The organism is Halorhabdus salina, assembly GCF_013839425.1.
Lineage (GTDB): Archaea > Halobacteriota > Halobacteria > Halobacteriales > Haloarculaceae > Halorhabdus > Halorhabdus salina.
This window is the reverse complement of record NZ_JACDNP010000015.1, coordinates 17035-34077: the sequence shown is the minus strand read 5'-3', so window position 1 is coordinate 34077 and position 17043 is coordinate 17035. Positions and strand designations below refer to the sequence as shown.

12 protein-coding genes, 1 tRNA gene and 2 pseudogenes are annotated in these 17043 nt (G+C 60.9%); 7 read left to right on the top strand and 8 right to left on the bottom strand.

The window, feature by feature from the left end; translation table 11 throughout:
• Positions 1-207: 207 nt before the first annotated feature.
• Positions 208-1938, bottom strand: a complete 1731-nt coding sequence (locus HZR20_RS13645) for a BCCT family transporter (RefSeq protein WP_309484939.1) — start codon at positions 1936-1938, stop codon at positions 208-210.
• Positions 1939-2169: 231 nt separating this feature from the next.
• Between HZR20_RS13645 and HZR20_RS13640 the strand changes: the two genes are divergently transcribed.
• Positions 2170-2373, top strand: a complete 204-nt coding sequence (locus HZR20_RS13640; protein ID WP_181687295.1) for a hypothetical protein — start codon at positions 2170-2172, stop codon at positions 2371-2373.
• Positions 2374-2502: 129 nt separating this feature from the next.
• On the top strand, positions 2503-3798 hold the full coding sequence (locus tag HZR20_RS13635) for an outer membrane protein assembly factor BamB family protein (protein WP_181687294.1): 1296 nt from the start codon (positions 2503-2505) through the stop codon (positions 3796-3798).
• A 76-nt stretch (positions 3799-3874) separates the two neighbouring features.
• Here the strand turns inward: HZR20_RS13635 and aroC are convergent, their stop codons facing one another.
• Complete coding sequence (aroC, locus tag HZR20_RS13630; RefSeq protein WP_181687293.1) at positions 3875-5074, bottom strand: chorismate synthase; 1200 nt, start codon at positions 5072-5074, stop codon at positions 3875-3877.
• Between the two features lie 39 nt (positions 5075-5113).
• Here aroC and HZR20_RS13625 point away from each other — a divergent pair, with 39 nt between their 5' ends.
• Entirely contained in the window at positions 5114-6214 is a 1101-nt protein-coding gene (locus HZR20_RS13625) for a lactonase family protein (RefSeq protein WP_258560452.1), read from the top strand.
• 12 nt (positions 6215-6226) lie between these two features.
• Here the strand turns inward: HZR20_RS13625 and HZR20_RS13620 are convergent, their stop codons facing one another.
• Positions 6227-6433 carry a YMGG-like glycine zipper-containing protein gene (locus HZR20_RS13620; RefSeq protein WP_181687291.1) on the bottom strand — a complete coding sequence of 69 codons (207 nt, stop codon included), beginning with the start codon at positions 6431-6433 and terminating at the stop codon, positions 6227-6229.
• A gap of 101 nt (positions 6434-6534) precedes the next feature.
• On the opposite strand from HZR20_RS13620, the pseudogene HZR20_RS13615 reads away from it, so the two are divergent.
• A pseudogene (locus HZR20_RS13615) lies at positions 6535-7167 on the top strand (IS6 family transposase); the annotation flags it as partial.
• 308 nt (positions 7168-7475) lie between these two features.
• On the opposite strand, the gene HZR20_RS13610 reads toward HZR20_RS13615, so the two are convergent.
• Positions 7476-7548: transfer RNA gene (locus HZR20_RS13610), tRNA-Pro, on the bottom strand.
• Between the two features lie 82 nt (positions 7549-7630).
• Between HZR20_RS13610 and HZR20_RS13605 the strand changes: the two genes are divergently transcribed.
• A complete protein-coding gene (locus HZR20_RS13605; protein WP_181687290.1) occupies positions 7631-7909 on the top strand; it encodes a pro-sigmaK processing inhibitor BofA family protein in 279 nt (92 codons plus the stop codon).
• Between the two features lie 110 nt (positions 7910-8019).
• Here HZR20_RS13605 and HZR20_RS13600 read toward each other — a convergent pair whose 3' ends face one another.
• From HZR20_RS13600 to HZR20_RS13590, 4 genes and pseudogenes are all read right to left on the bottom strand, one after another.
• The gene (locus HZR20_RS13600; protein WP_181687289.1) at positions 8020-10680 is read right to left on the bottom strand and encodes a glycoside hydrolase family 31 protein; all 2661 of its coding nucleotides are present in this window, start codon (positions 10678-10680) and stop codon (positions 8020-8022) included.
• 121 nt (positions 10681-10801) lie between these two features.
• Positions 10802-11014: a hypothetical protein gene (locus tag HZR20_RS13595; protein ID WP_181687288.1), complete on the bottom strand. Its 213-nt coding sequence runs from the start codon at positions 11012-11014 to the stop codon at positions 10802-10804.
• A gap of 519 nt (positions 11015-11533) precedes the next feature.
• Positions 11534-11897 (bottom strand): annotated as a pseudogene (locus HZR20_RS14840) (hypothetical protein); the annotation flags it as partial.
• Positions 11898-12329: 432 nt separating this feature from the next.
• Entirely contained in the window at positions 12330-13388 is a 1059-nt protein-coding gene (locus tag HZR20_RS13590; protein ID WP_181687287.1) for a TrmB family transcriptional regulator, read from the bottom strand.
• Positions 13389-13617: 229 nt separating this feature from the next.
• Between HZR20_RS13590 and HZR20_RS13585 the strand changes: the two genes are divergently transcribed.
• Positions 13618-15336 (top strand): glycoside hydrolase family 13 protein, encoded by a 1719-nt coding sequence (locus HZR20_RS13585; RefSeq protein WP_181687286.1) that lies wholly within the window; start codon positions 13618-13620, stop codon positions 15334-15336.
• Between the two features lie 4 nt (positions 15337-15340).
• Complete coding sequence (locus HZR20_RS13580) at positions 15341-17035, top strand: glycoside hydrolase family 13 protein (protein WP_181687285.1); 1695 nt, start codon at positions 15341-15343, stop codon at positions 17033-17035.
• The last annotated feature ends 8 nt before the right edge of the window (positions 17036-17043 follow it).

Genomic DNA, 17043 nt, shown 5'->3' with positions numbered 1-17043 from the left:
TATCGTCTACGTCGATCTTGACGACGACTGTACGACGGACCTCCGCCATACGTCATGTAAATAAATCTGTATTTATAATAGTATCGTTCATATCAGGGAGTTATCAGGGTGTCGTCGCCGGTTGTGGGACGGAGCTTCCGCGATTCCTCCCCGCCGCAAGCGGCGGGGTTTCCTCGCTGAATAAAGATGAGCCGCTCTTTCGAACGTTCAATCGTCCGGTCGTCGCGCCGTCGATGGCATATCTGTGGCGTCATCCGCCCGGTCAGCGTCTGCAGCCACAGCCTCTCGATACGCCCCAGACTGGTGGATCTCGCGTTCACGATGCAGGCCGAGATAGATCGTATAGACCATCACCAACATGATCGCTCCAAAGGGGAGGCCGGCCGCGATCACGGCCGTCTGCAGCGCGTCCAGGCCGTTTCCCACGAGCAAGGCCGCCGACGTGCCGCCGATCAGGAGCGGCCACAGTGCGCGCTGGCGGGTGGCTGTCTCCTGTTTCCCACCGGCTGCCAGATAGCTCGTCACCAACGCGCCCGAGTCGGCCGACGTGACGATGAAGGTAAGCAGGTTCGCGGTGACAACGACACTCGTCGCCAAAGTGAGCGGATAGAACGACAGCATTTCGAACAGCGCCACTGCCCGTCCCTGTTCCTGGAGCGGGCCGAGAATGCCATCAGTGAGGACGTTTAGCTCGACGAACAGCGCCGAGCCGTTGAACGCCGCCATCCAGACCAGCGAGAACAGCGTCGGGACGAGTAACACGCCAGCCACGAACTGGCGGATCGTCCGCCCCTTCGAGATCCGCGCGATGAACATGCCCACGAACGGCGCCCAGGCGATCCAAAAGCCCCAGTAGAAGATCGTCCACTCGTGTTGCCAGCCGGCTGCCTCCCCGGCGAAGGCCTCCGTATAGAAGCTCAACTCGAAGATGTTGCCCAGGTACGCGCCGACGCCACCGCCGAAGACGTCGAGTAAGTACACCGTCGGGCCGGCGACGAACATGAACGCGAGCAACAGGCCCATCAACACCACGTTTAGCTTCGACAGACGTTTGATACCGCCCTCAAGCCCGGCCATGACCGAGAGGACCGTCACGCCGATGATCGCAGCGATGATCGCAATCGTCGCCCAAGTGCCGGTCGGGATCCCGGTGGCAAGGTAGTTTCTCGCGAGGAAATCGAGCCCTGCATTGATCTGGAGTGCCCCGAGCCCCGCGGTCGTCGCCAGACCGAACACTGTCGCGAGGACGGCGGCGAGATCGACGACGTGTCCGGGCCAGCCGTAGATCCGCTCGCCGAGCAGCGGATAGAGGATCGACCGGACGGTGATCGGCAGACCACGATTGAACGAGAAAAACGCCAATCCCAGTCCGACGATACCGTAAATCGCCCACGGGTGCAGCCCCCAGTGAAACATCGTGAGGGCCGTCGCTGACCGTGCTGCGGCCGGTGATCTGGCCGGCACGTCGAAGAACGACCCGCCACCCGAGAGGAAGTGGTACATCGGTTCGGCCACGCCGAAAAACAGGAGGCCGATTCCCATGCCGGCGCTGAACAGCATCGCCAGCCAGGCAAACGTGGAGAACTCGGGGTCGGCGTCGGGCCCGCCGAGCCTGATCCGGCCGTATCCACTCACCCCGAACGCGACCAGTGCGATGATGAAGACGTTGACCGACAGGACGTAAAACCAGCCGAAGTTGGCATTGACAGCGTCGAAGACGGTTTCGTACGCGGTGGCGGCTCGATCACCGAACCCGATCGTGAGGGCGACGAACACCACGATGAACGCCAGCGCGAGCGGGAACACGACCGGATGCACGTCGATGCCCCATCGGTGGACGTTGGTGTCGCCTGGTTCCCGCGTCACGTCCGCGTGGAACAGGCGTTCCCGGATTGTCTCATCTCCCGCTGGCATCGTCTCCTCGGTGGGGTCCGTCACAGGTCACCACCGACGCTGAAGCAACGACACGCCCGATCGCGGTGCCAAAGTGGGTCGGCAAGGCCCCGATCGGGTCCGAACGCCAGCGTAACTGCGTTGAGACGATACATGCGAAAGAAATCACAGTCCGTCACCAAATAATTGGGTCGTGTAGACAGCCGATGGAACGAAAACCGCGACACGTTCCGCTGCAGTCCGTACCCTCATACGTGTAAAGCCCTAATGCGACGTATGTCTCGCCGACGTATCGGGCGCGTGGTGTACCTGCTCGCGTTCATCGTCGTCCAGCAGTTCACGGGCGTCTTCACAACGTATCCAACGCTTGAGTTGATCGGGATCATCGGCGTCGCCATCGTCGGCCTGGACGCGCTGGTGTGTGCCGTTCGCGGGTGGCGGTCGATTGACGGATCACTACTCGACGATTCTATCGAGTGACAGTCCGTCTCCTCGAGTGTGGCCCAGTTTTTGCACGGAATGTCATACTAGCGTTTTAGCGATGTAAGCCGAGTCGTTCTTGAAAAAATATCAGAACGTTTTATGAGCTGAAGATTGAAATCAATGGAGATGCCTCCCTTCAGCCGACGATCCTTCCTTTGTGCTGGTGCCACCTGCACAACAGCCGCGCTGGCAGGCTGTTCCGGTGGGAGTGCTATTTCGGTAGACACGTGGTCACCAGCCGAAGAGACGTGGCCGCTCGAACGCTACGGTCCCTCCAACTCCGGGCACAATCCGAACGCATCCCCTCCGAGAAGCGATGTCGAAGCTGGCTGGACGGTCGAACTACCCGTTCCTGCCCACGGCCTCCTCATCGCCGATGGGTTGCTGACTGCGTTCGGTGGCCAAGGTCTCGTCGTTATCCAGCTGCGTGACCGAACGCGGGTTTTCGAGGAGTTCGTCCCCGCCTATGTCGCTGGGATCGTACCCGTCTCTGCTGGCGGACGGCGGCTGTACGCGGCTGGGCCTCTGGGTGTCCGTGACGAGTCGTTTGTCCAGCTTCTCCGAGGCTGGGAGTACACCTCCGAAGTCAGTACACACGCGGTCTGGAGCACGTACGAGACGGGTGATAGCCGTGGACCCGCACAGCTCGTCGCTAACCAGGAGACAGTCGTTGTCGGCCACTATGCAGGGCATGACGAGCAACTTGTTGCCTTCGACGCGAAATCTGCCGACATTCAGTGGCAGAATGAGGGGATCTATCCGACGCTTGCTGACGGATCACTCTTCGTGACCGGTAACTCGGGTGTCTCCCGATATCGTCCACGAACGGGGCTTGGTGCTACGCTAAACAGTGGCCCCAAGGAAACGTGGTCTACCCAGTATTCGGGATCGACTGTGCCAGCAGTCGATTCTGGGAGCGTCATCGTCGGCGGGGACTGGAGTCCACCGGGAGGGCTTCCGACGCTTTACGGCTACGACACTGAGACAGGTGATACATTGTGGGACCCAGCGAAATACGGTGGCACCGCAAATGCACCCGCCGTCGTTAACGACACGGCATATCTCAGCCTCTCTATTTCTGAAGATTTCGGCGATTACTTCTTGCCGAACAGCGGCGAACTTCGGGCAGTTGACCTCCAGGATCGAACGGTCATGTGGACGCGAGAAACCGAGTGGGTGCAAAACGCTGTTGTCGTCGGGGACAACGGCGTTGTTGTCGCCTGTGGTGGCTATCCCGACGGTGAGGCGTATGCTGGCCACCGAGAAGAGGAAAGCGGTCGAATCCGTGCATATGATGCCGATTCCGGGGACGTGCTGTGGACCGTTTCGACACCGAGTCGGATTACGTCACTCGCACTCGTGGAATCGACAGTGTACGCCGGCTGTACTGACGGAAGGGTGTACGCGCTTCGTACAGCCTGAAAAACGACTTATGAGTCCGGCAGTAACGCAGAGCGGACCGAAGACCCCAACGTGACTGACCTCAAACGCCGTCGCCTCACTCGTCGTCGATCGTCTCGGCCTGTGTGTCCGCGTCCTCGGGATCGTTGACCGGACTCGACGGGTGATAGTCGGTGTCGTACTCGCCGGGCCGATCGTCGAGCCGGTCGGGGTTGATGCGGCCGGAAAGCAGCATGAAGTCAAGCACCGTGCAGTACAGCAGCGCCTCGACGACAGGGACCGCTCGGGGCGGGAGGACGGGGTCGTGACGGCCGACGACCTGGATCTCCTTGCGCTCGCCCGTCTCCCAGTCGACAGTCTCCTGTTTTTTGGGAATCGAGACCGGCGGGTGCCAGGTGATCTCGCCGTAGATCGGGTCGCCTGTGGTGATCCCGCCCTGGATGCCGCCGTGGTCGTTGCCGACGGGCGCAGGATCACCGTTCTCGTCGAATTCCCAGTCCTCGTTGTACTCCGTCCCGCGCATCGTCCGGGCGTCTCGGCCGACCCCGTACTCGAAGTCGTTGACCGCCGGGATCGAGTAGATGAGCTGGCCGAGTCGCGAGGGGATGGAGTCAAAGCGGGGCGCACCCAGCCCTCGCGGGACGCCTTGCGCCTCGAAGTAGACCGAGCCGCCGATCGAATCGCCCTCCTGCTGGACCTCCTCGGCAAGGTCGCGCATCTCCTCGGCCGTCTCGGGATGCGCACACCGGATATCGTTCTGTTCGCTGTGTTCGAGCATCTCCTCGAAGGAGACCTCCGGGGCTCGGACGTCGCCGATCTGGTTGACGTGGGCCTTGATCTGGACGTCGTACTCGCTCTGTGCCAAGACTTGCTTGGCGATGGCACCCGCGGCGACCCAGTTGACCGTCTCCCTCGCGGAGGACCGGCCCCCGCCGCCCCAGTTGCGCGTGCCGAACTTCGCCGAGTAGGTGAAGTCGCCGTGGGAGGGTCGCGGGGCAGTGACGAACGGCTCGTACTTGCCAGAGCGAGAGTCCTTGTTCTGGATGACCATCCCGATCGGCGTGCCCGTCGTGTAGCCGTCCTGGAGGCCGGACTTGATCGAGACGGCATCCGGTTCGTCCCGCGAGGTTGTAATCATCGACTGGCCGGGTTTGCGCCGGTCGAGATCGTGCTGGATGTCGTCCTCGCTCAACTCGACGCCGGCAGGAACGCCCGAGACGGTACACCCCATCGCCCCGCCGTGGCTCTCCCCGAACGTGGTGACGTCGAAGAGTCGGCCGAAACTGTTGCCGTTCATTGTCCCGGTGTGGGGTGTGGGGCCATTTAGTTGTTGAGAATGTCCGGGTGCCTGGCCGGTGACCAGCAGGTCATCGTCGCCGACACGCTCATGGGGGGGCCGGCCGACGATCCACCAATGCCTACCGCCCACACGTACGTCGGTACCTACACTGACGGCGACAGCGACGGGATCTACGCTCACGAGACAACCGCTGGACAGCTAGGCGACGGACAGCTGGCCGCCCCGGCAACGGATCCATCGTATCTGACCATCCATCCGTCAGGGAACTACTTCTACGCCGTCAACGAAGTCGCCGAGGGGGCAGTGACGGCGTTCGCGATCGACGATGAAGGCGAGCTAAACCAACTGAACCGCCGGTCGATCGGGCCCGCCGATCCCTGTCATTGCAGTGTCGATCCGACGGGCCAGTACCTGCTGGTCGCCCACTACACCGGCGGGGCGATCTCGGTGGTGCCGATCGGCGCAGATGGCAGCCTGGGCGAGTCGACCGTTCACGAACGCGAGGGTTCGAGCGTCGATCCGGACCGACAAACCGCCCCGCATCCGCACACGATCCGACCCGGGCCCGACGGGCGGTTCGTCTACGTTGCCGACCTCGGGACGGACGAGATCGTTCGCTATGTACTCGACGACGATGCGGGGACACTCGATGCAAAGGAGGCGGTCTCCCTACACGAGGGTGCCGGCCCGCGCCAGTTCGATTACGGCCCCGACGGGACGGTCTACTGCGTCAACGAACTCGATTCGACACTGACGGTCCTCGATCGTGAGGCCGACGGGACGCTGACCATCCGCGAGACTGTCGAGACGGTTCCGGCCGACTACGACGGCGAGAACGCGCCCGGTGCTGTCGCCGTCCACCCGTCCGGATGGTTCGTCTACGCGTCGAACCGGGGACACGACAGCATCGCGACGTTTGAAGTCACTTCGACAGGACTTGAGGCCGTCGAAATCGTTTCGACCCGTGGCGAATGTCCCCGGGATTTCGCGCTCGATCCCGACGGCGACTACCTGCTCGTCGTGAACGCTGACACGGATTCGATCGTGCCGTTCGCTATCGACGACGCGATCGGAACCCTCGATGCGACTGGCCAGACGGTGACTGCCCCCAGCCCCGTGTGTGTCCGCCCCCAGTAGTGCCCCGGCTTGTCACTCGGCGGAACGATCCGTGACTTTCTCGGCCATCTCACCCAGGTCGACGCGCTTTTCGCCGATCGTCGCGCCGACGAGCGCGCCGACGCCCGCTCCCGTGCTGGCGGCGTTACGGCTAATCAAGGCTCCGGCGGTGGCACCGACCGCGCCGCCGATCGCTGCGAACTTGGCTCGACTCATCGCTTTCTTCATTCGTTTTCCCATACGAACACGAACGAGTGAGAGCACCATAAATGTACGCGCAATGCGGGCGGCGGTGTGTAGTGAAGCGTGAAAAATGAGACGGTGTGAGTATATGGTGTTCTATGCCAGAAATCACACGCTACAGTGGCAGTAGCGACTGGATTGGGTTAGATTTCGTAGAGCACGAGCGGTCACCACGCCGGCTGATGGAGCTTGGTACTCGATTGCATCTCGCGATACTATCACTTTTGGATATAGTTTCGGAATTTGAGAAATCCGGTGTCCAACGCTCGCGAAAGGCCATCCACGAGTGGGTGCAGAAAGCCGACTTACAGCCAGTCTCCGCCAAAGAGCCGACGCAGATCGCGCTAGACGAGACAGTGATTCGTATCGACGACCAGCAGTACTGGCTGTACGCCGCTGTGGATCCACAAACAAACGAAGTGCTGCATATGCGGCTGTATTCGACCACAACGACCGCGTTGACGGAGATGTTCCTGCAGGAACTCCGCGAGAAACACAACGTCGAGGACGCCAGAGTTCTCGTCGATGGTGCTCACCATCTCCAAACGGCGCTTCAACGCGTCGAGCCCCGATTTCAGGTTGAACGCCGCGGAAATCGGAACTGTGTCGAGCATATATCTCGAAAGGTAAAACGACGAACCTCTTCGTTCTCAAACTAGTTCAGTCACGTCGAACCAGAAACAGCCAAAAATTGGCTCCAAAGCTTCGCACGATGGTGGGACTCGCTAAACGAAACACGACCAACTGTTGTCGAATGGCCTCTTATCGGTCGAAGTTCAAATTCATGTAGGATATGACTCGATTTCTCGGTAGTGAAAAAGTCAGCCGTAATACTTGTACGTAGTGCTATTACCAGCAGGAACCTATAGGACCCATCCGGTATTCACTCATTTCCCTCATAGAGCTTACTCAGAGTTATTTCAGGGATGTTGAACCACGCGAACACGGTCGCTCGCTTCGCTCGCGCTGCGTGTTCTCTCATTCAAATCCTCACCCTTCCGTTTGCAGGCGCTCACGAGCTTGTTCGCGCCACGCAACATGGGACCGCTCGGATTTGAACCGAGGTCAACGGCACCCAAGGCCGCAAGGATACCAAGCTACCCCACGGTCCCGCAACCAAGAGTTACGGCGAGGCGAGCTAAAGCGTTTCGTTCTAGCCAGAAAGCACATACGAGTTTGCAGCGAAGCTCGCACATGGTCACATCACTCGAAGTCGGGGCGCTGCTGGTCGTTTTAGCGGTCGTCTTTGGCGCGTACTGGATCGTCAAAGCGGTCAAACCGTTCATCTGGAACGCCATACTGGGTCTGGCCATCTTTGTGCTCGTCGATCTCCTGCTCGGACTGGAAGTGACGATTACGCCGCTGGCGTTGCTGGTCGTCGCCGTCGGTGGGGTGCCGGGCGCGGTGCTCGTGATCTTGCTGTCAGTGCTCGACGTCGCGTTCGTGCCCGGCGCGGCCGTCTTCGTGCACTGATACGGAATATTGTCGATTATTTCCGGATGACGCCGACCCCGGGTCGGCGGATACCGCTACATCACGACACTATTTCGGATGCGAAGGGGTGCCAACGGAGAGACGAACTGTCAGTTAGTCGGTTTGTCCGGAGCATCACTCTCAACAGTCATCGTGACTGTGTCGCCGAAGGTGAGTTCGAGACACCCTTCGACTGCGGCGTCACTCACGTCAAAGGCAGTCCAGTCAGGGACTGTGCCGGACTCGGCCGAGCCGGCGTCAAAGAGGAACGGTTCGTCCCGCCAGTCCCAGGTGGTGAATCGATAGGAGACAGGTTCGTCATCGGGATTCCAGACGACGAGTTGATCTTCGCCGTCGTGGTCGATCAGGTCTGCCCCAGCGCCGGTAATCGTCTCGACGAGCGCCCGCATCTGGGCGGTCGTGAGTGGCCCAGTGTACTCGGCCAGCCACTCGATCGAATCTGGCTCGAAATCGTCGAGGATGGCCTCTTTGATAGCGACATGAGTCTTGAACGACCAGAGGAGAGTCTCGACGCGCTCGCGAGTGTGGTCCTGCCGGGAGACCAACGAGGTAGCGTCCGTCTCGAGGGTGACCGTGAGGCCATCCGTGACGGGCATCGCGTCGAATTCGATCAGGAGCGTGGCGTCCTCGCGTCGGTAGGTTGTCTCGAAGTCGACCGGCGCATCAGCCGTCACGGCCATGGGTTCGGTGACGCCCCGAATCTGGAGTTCGTAGGCTCGTTCCTCGGGGATGAGCGAGCGGTCACCCTCGGCAGGCTCGATCTCGACGGTCAGGCTGTCGCCCTCGAAGGTCTGAGTGAGGGTCGTGGTCGCAAAGGCACCCTCACGGTGGGCCATCGTGGTGCCGTCGTCCTCGTAGAGTGTAAAGCTGTTGTCAGCGCCAGGGAACGCAACCACCCGCAGCCGGTCGGGGTTTTCGCCGTCCTGACTCGCGTCGGGATCCATCGGCACGATCGCACCGGCCTTCGCGTAGACCGGGAGGTCCTCGAGATCCCCGTAGCGAGCGTGGAAGCGACCTCCCTCGTAGGACTCCCCGGACGTGAAGTCGAACCACTCACCCTCGGGCAACCAGACTGAGCGCCGGGCCAGGTTGGTCTCGTCGTCGCGCTCGCTGAGATGAGGTGCGGCGAGCAGTTCGCTCCCGAAGTAGTACTGGTGGACGGTCTCGTAGGCCGCCTCAGCCTCGGGATGGTGGTAGTACATCGGGCGAACGAGCGGGACGCTCGCTTCGTGATCGCGCCACGCCATCGTGTAGAGGTACGGAAGCAACTCGTGGCGGAGGGTCAGGGCGTCTTCGAGCGTCTCCGAAATCGTTCCATCGAAGGCCCACGGGCGCTTGTCCACGAAGCGGTGTTTTGTCGTGTGGATGCGGTTGATCGGCGAGAGAGCTCCGAACTGGGTCCAGCGGGCGTACAGTTCCGCGAAGTCGCGCGGGTCGCCCTCCCCGCCCATGTGACCGCCGATGTCGTGACTCCACCAGCCATAGCCCACGTTCGCCGAGGTAGCCGTCAGATGGGGCTGGAACTGTAGGGATTCCCAGGAGATGTACGCATCGCCGGAGAAGCCGATCGGATAGCGGTGCCCGCCCAGGCCGGGCCAGCGGGAGAAAATAAACGGCCGTTTCCCGTCGCGGGTCCGGTCCAGGGAGTGGAGGTGGTTGAGCGCCCACAGCGGGTCGAGACCATCAATCTCCGGTGATTCGTCCCATTGCTGCCAGTCGATCCACCAGAAGTCGACACCCTCCTCGTCCTCCATCGGGTCGATCAAGTGCTCGAAATAGCCACGGAGGAACTGCGGATCGCTCGCGTCGAACTCGATCGGCTCCTCGCTCGCGGGATCGATCCCCATGAACTGGGCGAAGGCCTCGTACTGAGCCTCGTGGGGATGGACGCCCTCCGCGGGATGAAGGTTGAGCGTCGTTTTGACGTCGTTGTCGTGGAGCCAATCGATGAACCCCGATGGATCGGGGAAGCACTCGTCGTTCCAGGTCCAGCCCGTCCAGCCATCGTGAAAGGCATTGTCGACGACATGCCAGTCCATGTCGATCACGGCGACCGACAGCGGGATGTCGTGATCGAAAAAGCCCTCGACGACATCGCGGAGTTCGTCCTGAGAATATTCCCAGTAGCGACTCCACCAGTTGCCAAGCGCCCACCGAGGGATCATCGGGACTTCGCCGGTGATGGCCCGGAAGTCCGTCAAGCGAGTCTGGTAGTCCTGGCCGTCGCCGAAGAAGTACAGATCCTCGTAGCCATCGGCGGCCTCCCGGGGATGGACCCAGCCGTCCTCGCCGAAGACCAACCGATCAGTGTCGTCGATGACTGCCCAGCCGTCACGGGACACCAACCCGTCTTCGAGGGGGGCCGCCCCGTCGACCTCGTCTAAGGTCCGCAACGATCCGCCCAGGTTGCCGTCGTTGTCCGCGCCGTACGTCCACTCAGTGCCGTCCGCGAGTTCGATGGACAGTGTCTCAGGGGAGAACCCATCGGCAGTGTGGTCGTACTCGAGTTCCATAGCGTCGGTTTCGACGACCAGAGACGCGCCGGTCCGGGTAACCTCGAAGTCGGGAACCGGCTGGTCGCGATACCACACCAGTTGGCTTGGACGGTCCTCGAAAGACTCGGTCGGATCGTACTCCAACCGGAGGACGCGGGGCGTGAGGACAGTAATTCGGCAGTTGGGAGCCGAAACGATCGCATCAGGCTGTGCGTGCGGTTCGAAATCCGGAACGTGTCGATGTGATAAATTCATGGATGCGTATTCGTGGAGGTTGAGGGAACGAGACGGTGGTTAGGCGTCCACGTATCGGAAGTGGCCGTTGCGAGAGAGCCACGTCGAGGGAAGGTCGATCATCTATTCTGGGACCGCACCGTCAGGCGCTTACCAGTCGTCGCTGTCGTGCGATTCGCGGAGCCATCGCGAGCCGCCCCGTTGTCCCGAGCGAGCGCGTCCCCAGTTCATCGGTCGTCTGCTCGTCACCGCCACAGCCCGCGAGTACATCGGCACCAGTTACCCCCGCGAGTTGGACAAAGCGTCGCCGTGAAAGGGGTCCGTCGTTGGCCCCACCATCGGTAGTACTGGGCATCAATTTAATATGCAGGAACAACGGTAATAAAATCTCTGGTAGAAGACATTCTTCAAGGATATTACCAGATTTGCTGTGCTGTCTGCTACCGAAACGACGGCCAGCGAAACGAGACACGTCGGACACGGGACCGCTGGTGCGGAAAATATGACCACGGTCGAGTCGGCAAGCTGGGTGGGGTCACGCACGGGTCCAGACGATCGATGCCAGCGGTGACAACGTGATCGTAGACGCCAAGCGGCGAAATGACAGCCACCCCATCCTGCACAGAGAGACTACGTTCCACAGGCAGTCGGGCTTCGCCCGATGACGATTGGGTTTCCTCCGTGAGAGTCTCAGCCGGTCTGGGACTCGCCGGAGGCAACATTCCCGTCACGGTGGACGGTACTCGAATCTGTGCACTGTTCTGTGAGACTTGCATGGGAGAGTGGTATTCCCGACCAGTCGTGGTCGTCCCACTGGAACCGTGCTGGAAAACGCTGCGCGTTTTCAGCAGCCCGGAAATCTTCGATTTCCAAGACCACGGAATCCGAATGGTTCTGAATGTTCCGGAACCGACGTGTTCGACTCGTCGTAGTACGCCTTCTTGGTCTCGAAGAACCCGCGCCACGCTTCACTGTTTGCTCGCCACACAGTTTGGGCGGTGGACGCGCCGAGAACACCGCTGTACGTTCCGCCGAGTGTTCCGGTGTCGGCGTCCTATACGTCGCCCTCGAGGCCGCCCTCGTCGTTGTCAAGCAGAGCGAATATTTGCGTACATCGCGGATCTGTGCTCCGCTCAGTACCGCATGAGGCGCTGGTAGTTGATTTCGTTCCAGAGAGCGCCAGAAGCGTCCAACAAGTCTTGTCGCACCAGGACCCCATCGCTGGAGAGGGGTCGCACAGCGAACGTGTTGGCACGATTTACGGCAACAGATTAGTATACATTTAGTCGTAACGTCTTTTGGTCAAGCATCGCAACATTGACATTTGACACACACTTGGTGGCCGGATCAAAGACTACCCGGAAGCGAACGATTTGGACCTCTCTAAAGCCTATGCGGAGGTGTTAAAAGCTGGTCTAGAAGCGTTGGAGACTCAATATCAGTCGTAACACAGTCGTTTCTCACCGGAGCGTACGCGATTCACGCCCGCCCTGAACAGCGTGGCGTCGGAGACGCCACGGGCAGACGGCGGGATTCTCTCGCGGAATGAGATAGCTAGCCGCAGTGGGTACGGACACAGGCACACAGCCGAACCGGAAGGCTGGCAGATACTCAAGCAACGATCCACAAGTGGGACAACGGGCCGGCAACGGGCAGGATGGGTTTGCCAGTCAGTCTTCGGAGAGTAGCGTGATAGATTCGGCTTCGTACTCCTCCAAGAAGCAATCACGGCCGCCGAGTGAGACCGTCCCGTCAGCAGTCTCGAGGTGGAGAGAGTGCTGTAGTGAAAAGGTCTCGCTCCGGGGCTCGATGAGTTGCTGAACGACGTCAGTGATTCGGCCGACCAGACTCTCGCCGCTGGCCGTCTCAACCTCGGCGCGAAGCGTCGTGCCGTCCGAGTCTAACAGCGTAGCCTGGAGGACAGCGTGGCGAAACCACTCGAACGACTCGGGCAGCGGATCGGGCGATGTGACGAACAGTTCCTTGGCGGCGGGCCAGTACGTCGCGATGAACATGCTGAAAATCGTACTCGTCAAGAACGCTTCGGAAACGTAGACGGCATAGCCGTCGTGGTGGGTCCCAGCCAGAACCGACGCTTCTCCGAACATCGCCTCACGGTAGTTGTCGATGGCGTACAGAAACGGCAGGTGTTCGTCCCAGTACCGAACGACGTCGGCGATGGGTTCGAACGCTTCCGGATCAGTGTCGTCTTCGTAGTCCCCGAGCAACAACAACACGAGGACACCTCGCTCGTTTGCGGCCTGTAGCGCGGATTCGATCTCGGGATAGATCGCTTGTGGGATCGAAATGACGATTTCGTGATCGGCCAACTCAATCGCCTGCCGCAGACGTTTCAACGCCGTTTCCCTCGATCTGATTATCTGTATGTCGGGAGAGGTCTCCGCTGTTTCGTCGTACGTTGCAGCCAAGTGGGGCCGAATTGACTCAAGCCGGGCGGTGAGGTTCTCGATCGCATCGTCGGGGGGCAGAGCACTGATTGTTGTCGGTGAAGCGTGCGCTTTGACCCGGACCAATCCACGATCCGCCAACCGTTCGGCGATGTTGTAGACCGCTCGCTGGGTCACGTCGGCCGCCTCCGCGATCGTTCGCGTCGTCGCCTCGTCGTGGGCCAATATCGCAAGATACGCGTCGATTTCCGTGTCCGAGAAGCCAAAGACAGCGAGTTCCTCTCGAATCTCTCGGTCACGGCCGTCTGATCGCTCGCTCATCGTCCCACATTCTACGGGTTGCCTTGAATACGTTACCCATCCACGACGAAGGCGAAAACTGAACCCTGACCGTCGCCACACGAACAGCGGCGAGTGAGGACACGAGGATCGAACCGATGGCCCGTCTGAACAGGACGTGAGTCCGTACACTGCTCCACAGAGTTGTAGTATATGTTCTTCGTAGATTTGAATAACATTAAGAGCGTTCAACTATTGGGTCCATACGGATATGAACAACCCGAACGGCCCGGCACACGGAGCCGACGCGTCGACAGAACGGTCACAAACGTGGTGGAAACAGGCGGACGTCTACCAGATCTATCCGCGGAGTTTCAACGACACCGATGGGGACGGCATCGGCGACATTCCCGGTATGGTCGAGAAAGTCTCGTATCTCGACGAGCTCGGTGTCGACGCCGTCTGGTTGTCCCCGGTCTATGCGTCACCGCAGGCGGACAACGGCTACGACATCAGCGACTACCGCGCCATCGACGATCAGTACGGCGAGATGGCCGACTGGAAAACGCTCCTCGCAGAACTCCACGACCGGGACATGCGTCTCATCATGGACCTGGTCGTCAATCACACCTCCGACGAACACGAATGGTTCCAGCGTTCGCGGCGCGGCGAGGACCCCTACGACGACTATTACTACTGGCGCGAGGGCAATCCCGAGGAACCACCGAACAACTGGGAGTCGTTTTTTGGCGGCTCCGCCTGGTCCTACGACGAGCAGCGCGAAGCGTGGTACCTCCACCTCTTTGACGAGAAACAGCCCGACCTCAACTGGCGCAATCCCGCCGTCCGGGAGGCGATCTACGAGATGATGCGCTGGTGGCTGGAGCAGGGCATCGACGGCTTCCGGATGGACGTCATCAACCTCCTCTCCAAGGCCGAAGGGCTACCTGACGGCGATCCCGAGGGAGGGTTAACCGGGGCCGAGCACTTCATGAACGGCCCGAAGATCCACGACTACCTCTCAGAAATGCTAGCCGAGACAGTCGAGACGGTCGACCGGGAGATTATGACTGTCGGAGAAACCCCCGGAGTCTCCGTCGAAGACGCCCGAGAGTTCGTCGGCGAGGACGGCGACGGGCTCTCGATGGTCTTCCAGTTTGAACACGTGGGCGTCGGCGACGGCGACAGCAAGTGGGACGTCGGCGAATGGGGCCTGCCCGAGTTCAAGGAGATTATCGAACGCTGGCAGACCGGGCTGGCCGAGGAAGGCTGGAACAGCATCTACCTCTCGAATCACGACCAGCCCCGGATGGTCTCACGATTCGGCGACGACGACGGGTACCGCCGGAAGTCCGCCAAGCTGCTTGGAACGTTTACACACACCCTACAGGGGACGCCGTTCGTCTACCAGGGCGAGGAACTCGGGATGTCAAACACGCCCTTCGAGTCGATCGAAGAGCTTCGCGACGTCGAGGCGATCAACTTCGTCGAGGAGGCAATCGCCACCGGCGACGCCGAGTCCTACGCGGATGTCCGGGGCGCTATCGAAGCGGTCAGCCGGGATACCGCCCGGACGCCGATGCAGTGGACCGACGGGAACCATGCCGGGTTCACCGACGGCGAACCGTGGATCAAGGTCAACCCCAACTACGAGACCGTCAACGCCGAGCGCGAGCAGACGGACACCGCCTCAGTCTGGCAGTACTACCACGACCTGATCGCCCTGCGCGAAGCGCGTGACGTCCTCGTCTTTGGCGAGTTCGAGCTGCTCTATCCCGACCATTCGTCCGTGTTTGCGTACACGCGGACACTCGGGAACGAACGCGGATTGATCGTGCTCAACTGGTCCGGCGAACCGAGATCGATCGATGTCCCAGATCACGTAGAACCGGGGCTCGAACTGGCGATCGCGAACGACGACGCCCCTCGAACCCCCGGGTCGACACTCGAACTCTCACCGTGGGAGGCGCGCGTCTATCTCACGGAGTGAACCAATGGACACACACGTCGAGACAGGCGACGACGGCATCGATCGTGCGTGGTGGAACGAAGCCGTCGTCTACCAGATCTACCCACGGAGTTTCAACGACAGCGACGGTGACGGCGTTGGTGATCTCTCCGGCATCGTCGAGAACGTCGAGTACCTCGACGAAGTGGGAATCGACGCCGTCTGGCTGTCTCCGGTGTACGAATCGCCCGGCGAGGACAACGGCTACGACATCAGCGACTACCGCGCCATCGACAACCAGTACGGCGAGATGGCCGACTGGGAGACGCTCCTCGCAGAACTCCACGACCGGGACATGCGCCTCATCATGGATCTGGTCATCAACCACACCGCAGACGAACACGAGTGGTTCCAGCGCTCACGGGCCGGCGAGGAACCCTACGACGACTACTACATCTGGCGGGAGGGCAATCCCGAGGAACCACCGAACAACTGGGAGTCGATCTTCGGCGGCCCGGCCTGGTCGTACGATGCCCAACGCGAAGCGTGGTATCTCCACGTTTTCGACGAGAGCCAACCCGACCTCAACTGGCGCAACCCAGACGTTCGCAGGGAGATCACCGACGTGATCCGCTGGTGGCACAAGAAGGGGACTGACGGGTTCCGGATCGACGCGGCCTCGCACATTTCGAAGACGGACGGACTCCCGGATGGCGATCCAGACACCCATCCAACCGGGATTGCCCACTACAGCCACGGCCCCCGACTGGACGCGTATCTCGACGAACTCCACGAACGCACACTGGGCGACGGTAACGTAATGACTGTCGCCGAGATGGGCCACACGACCATCGAACAGGCAACCGAGTACGTCGCCAGAGAGGGTAATGGCCTCGACACGGTTTTCCAGTTCGATCACGTCGGGATCGGGGACAGTCCCGAGGACCTCTTCGACCCGGAAGCGAGCGACGAGTGGGATCTCACGGCGCTGAAAGCCATCGTGACGCGACAACAGACCGAGATCCCCTGGCCGGCACCGTTCCTCGGCAATCACGACCTGCCCCGTGCCGTTTCGCTATTCGGCGACGACGAGCAATACCATCGCGAGTCGGCGACACTGCTCGCCACATTCCTGTTGACGCTGCGGGGCACACCGTTTGTCTACCAGGGCGAAGAAATCGGCATGACGAACGTCACCTTCGAGCGTCTCGAGGAAGTTGAGGACGTGATGACGGTCAGCCACGTCGAGGAACACGACGCCGAGGGCGTCGCCGATTCCTTCGAAGACGTCAAAGGCATGGTTAACTACCGGAGTCGGGACCACTCTCGGACGCCGATGCAGTGGACCGACGGCACAAACGCCGGCTTCACGGAGGGCGATCCGTGGCTCAAACTCAACGACAATTACCGGGAGATCAACGTCGAGGCCGCCCGCGCCGACTCGAATTCGGTACTCGATCACTATCGAGACCTGATCGACTTGCGTCACGAATGGGACGTCCTGGTCTATGGCGACTACGAGCTATTGCTCCCCGATCACGAGCAGCTCTACGCCTACACCCGGACGCTCGGCGAGGAGCGCGCACTGATCGTGCTCAACTGGTCGGCCGAGCCGGCCACCTTCGAGTCGCCGGTCCCGACCCACGATGTCGACCCTGTTGCCGGAAACTACATGGATGTGCCATCGGCTCCCGATGGGACGACGTTCCGCCCCTACGAAGCAGCGATATACCGGGATTGAGACCACTA

Excerpts from the sequence above, each read along its gene's own strand:
- HZR20_RS13640 (WP_181687295.1), top strand. The coding sequence starts at position 2,170 with ATGTCTCGCCGACGTATCGGGCGCGTGGTGTACCTGCTCGCGTTCATC.
- HZR20_RS13635 (WP_181687294.1), top strand. The coding sequence starts at position 2,503 with ATGCCTCCCTTCAGCCGACGATCCTTCCTTTGTGCTGGTGCCACCTGC.
- aroC (WP_181687293.1), bottom strand. The coding sequence starts at position 5,074 with ATGAACGGCAACAGTTTCGGCCGACTCTTCGACGTCACCACGTTCGGG.
- HZR20_RS13625 (WP_258560452.1), top strand. The coding sequence starts at position 5,114 with ATGTCCGGGTGCCTGGCCGGTGACCAGCAGGTCATCGTCGCCGACACG.
- HZR20_RS13620 (WP_181687291.1), bottom strand. The coding sequence starts at position 6,433 with ATGGGAAAACGAATGAAGAAAGCGATGAGTCGAGCCAAGTTCGCAGCG.
- HZR20_RS13605 (WP_181687290.1), top strand. The coding sequence starts at position 7,631 with ATGGTCACATCACTCGAAGTCGGGGCGCTGCTGGTCGTTTTAGCGGTC.
- HZR20_RS13600 (WP_181687289.1), bottom strand. The coding sequence starts at position 10,680 with ATGAATTTATCACATCGACACGTTCCGGATTTCGAACCGCACGCACAG.
- HZR20_RS13595 (WP_181687288.1), bottom strand. The coding sequence starts at position 11,014 with ATGCCCAGTACTACCGATGGTGGGGCCAACGACGGACCCCTTTCACGG.
- HZR20_RS13590 (WP_181687287.1), bottom strand. The coding sequence starts at position 13,388 with ATGAGCGAGCGATCAGACGGCCGTGACCGAGAGATTCGAGAGGAACTC.
- HZR20_RS13585 (WP_181687286.1), top strand. The coding sequence starts at position 13,618 with ATGAACAACCCGAACGGCCCGGCACACGGAGCCGACGCGTCGACAGAA.
- HZR20_RS13580 (WP_181687285.1), top strand. The coding sequence starts at position 15,341 with ATGGACACACACGTCGAGACAGGCGACGACGGCATCGATCGTGCGTGG.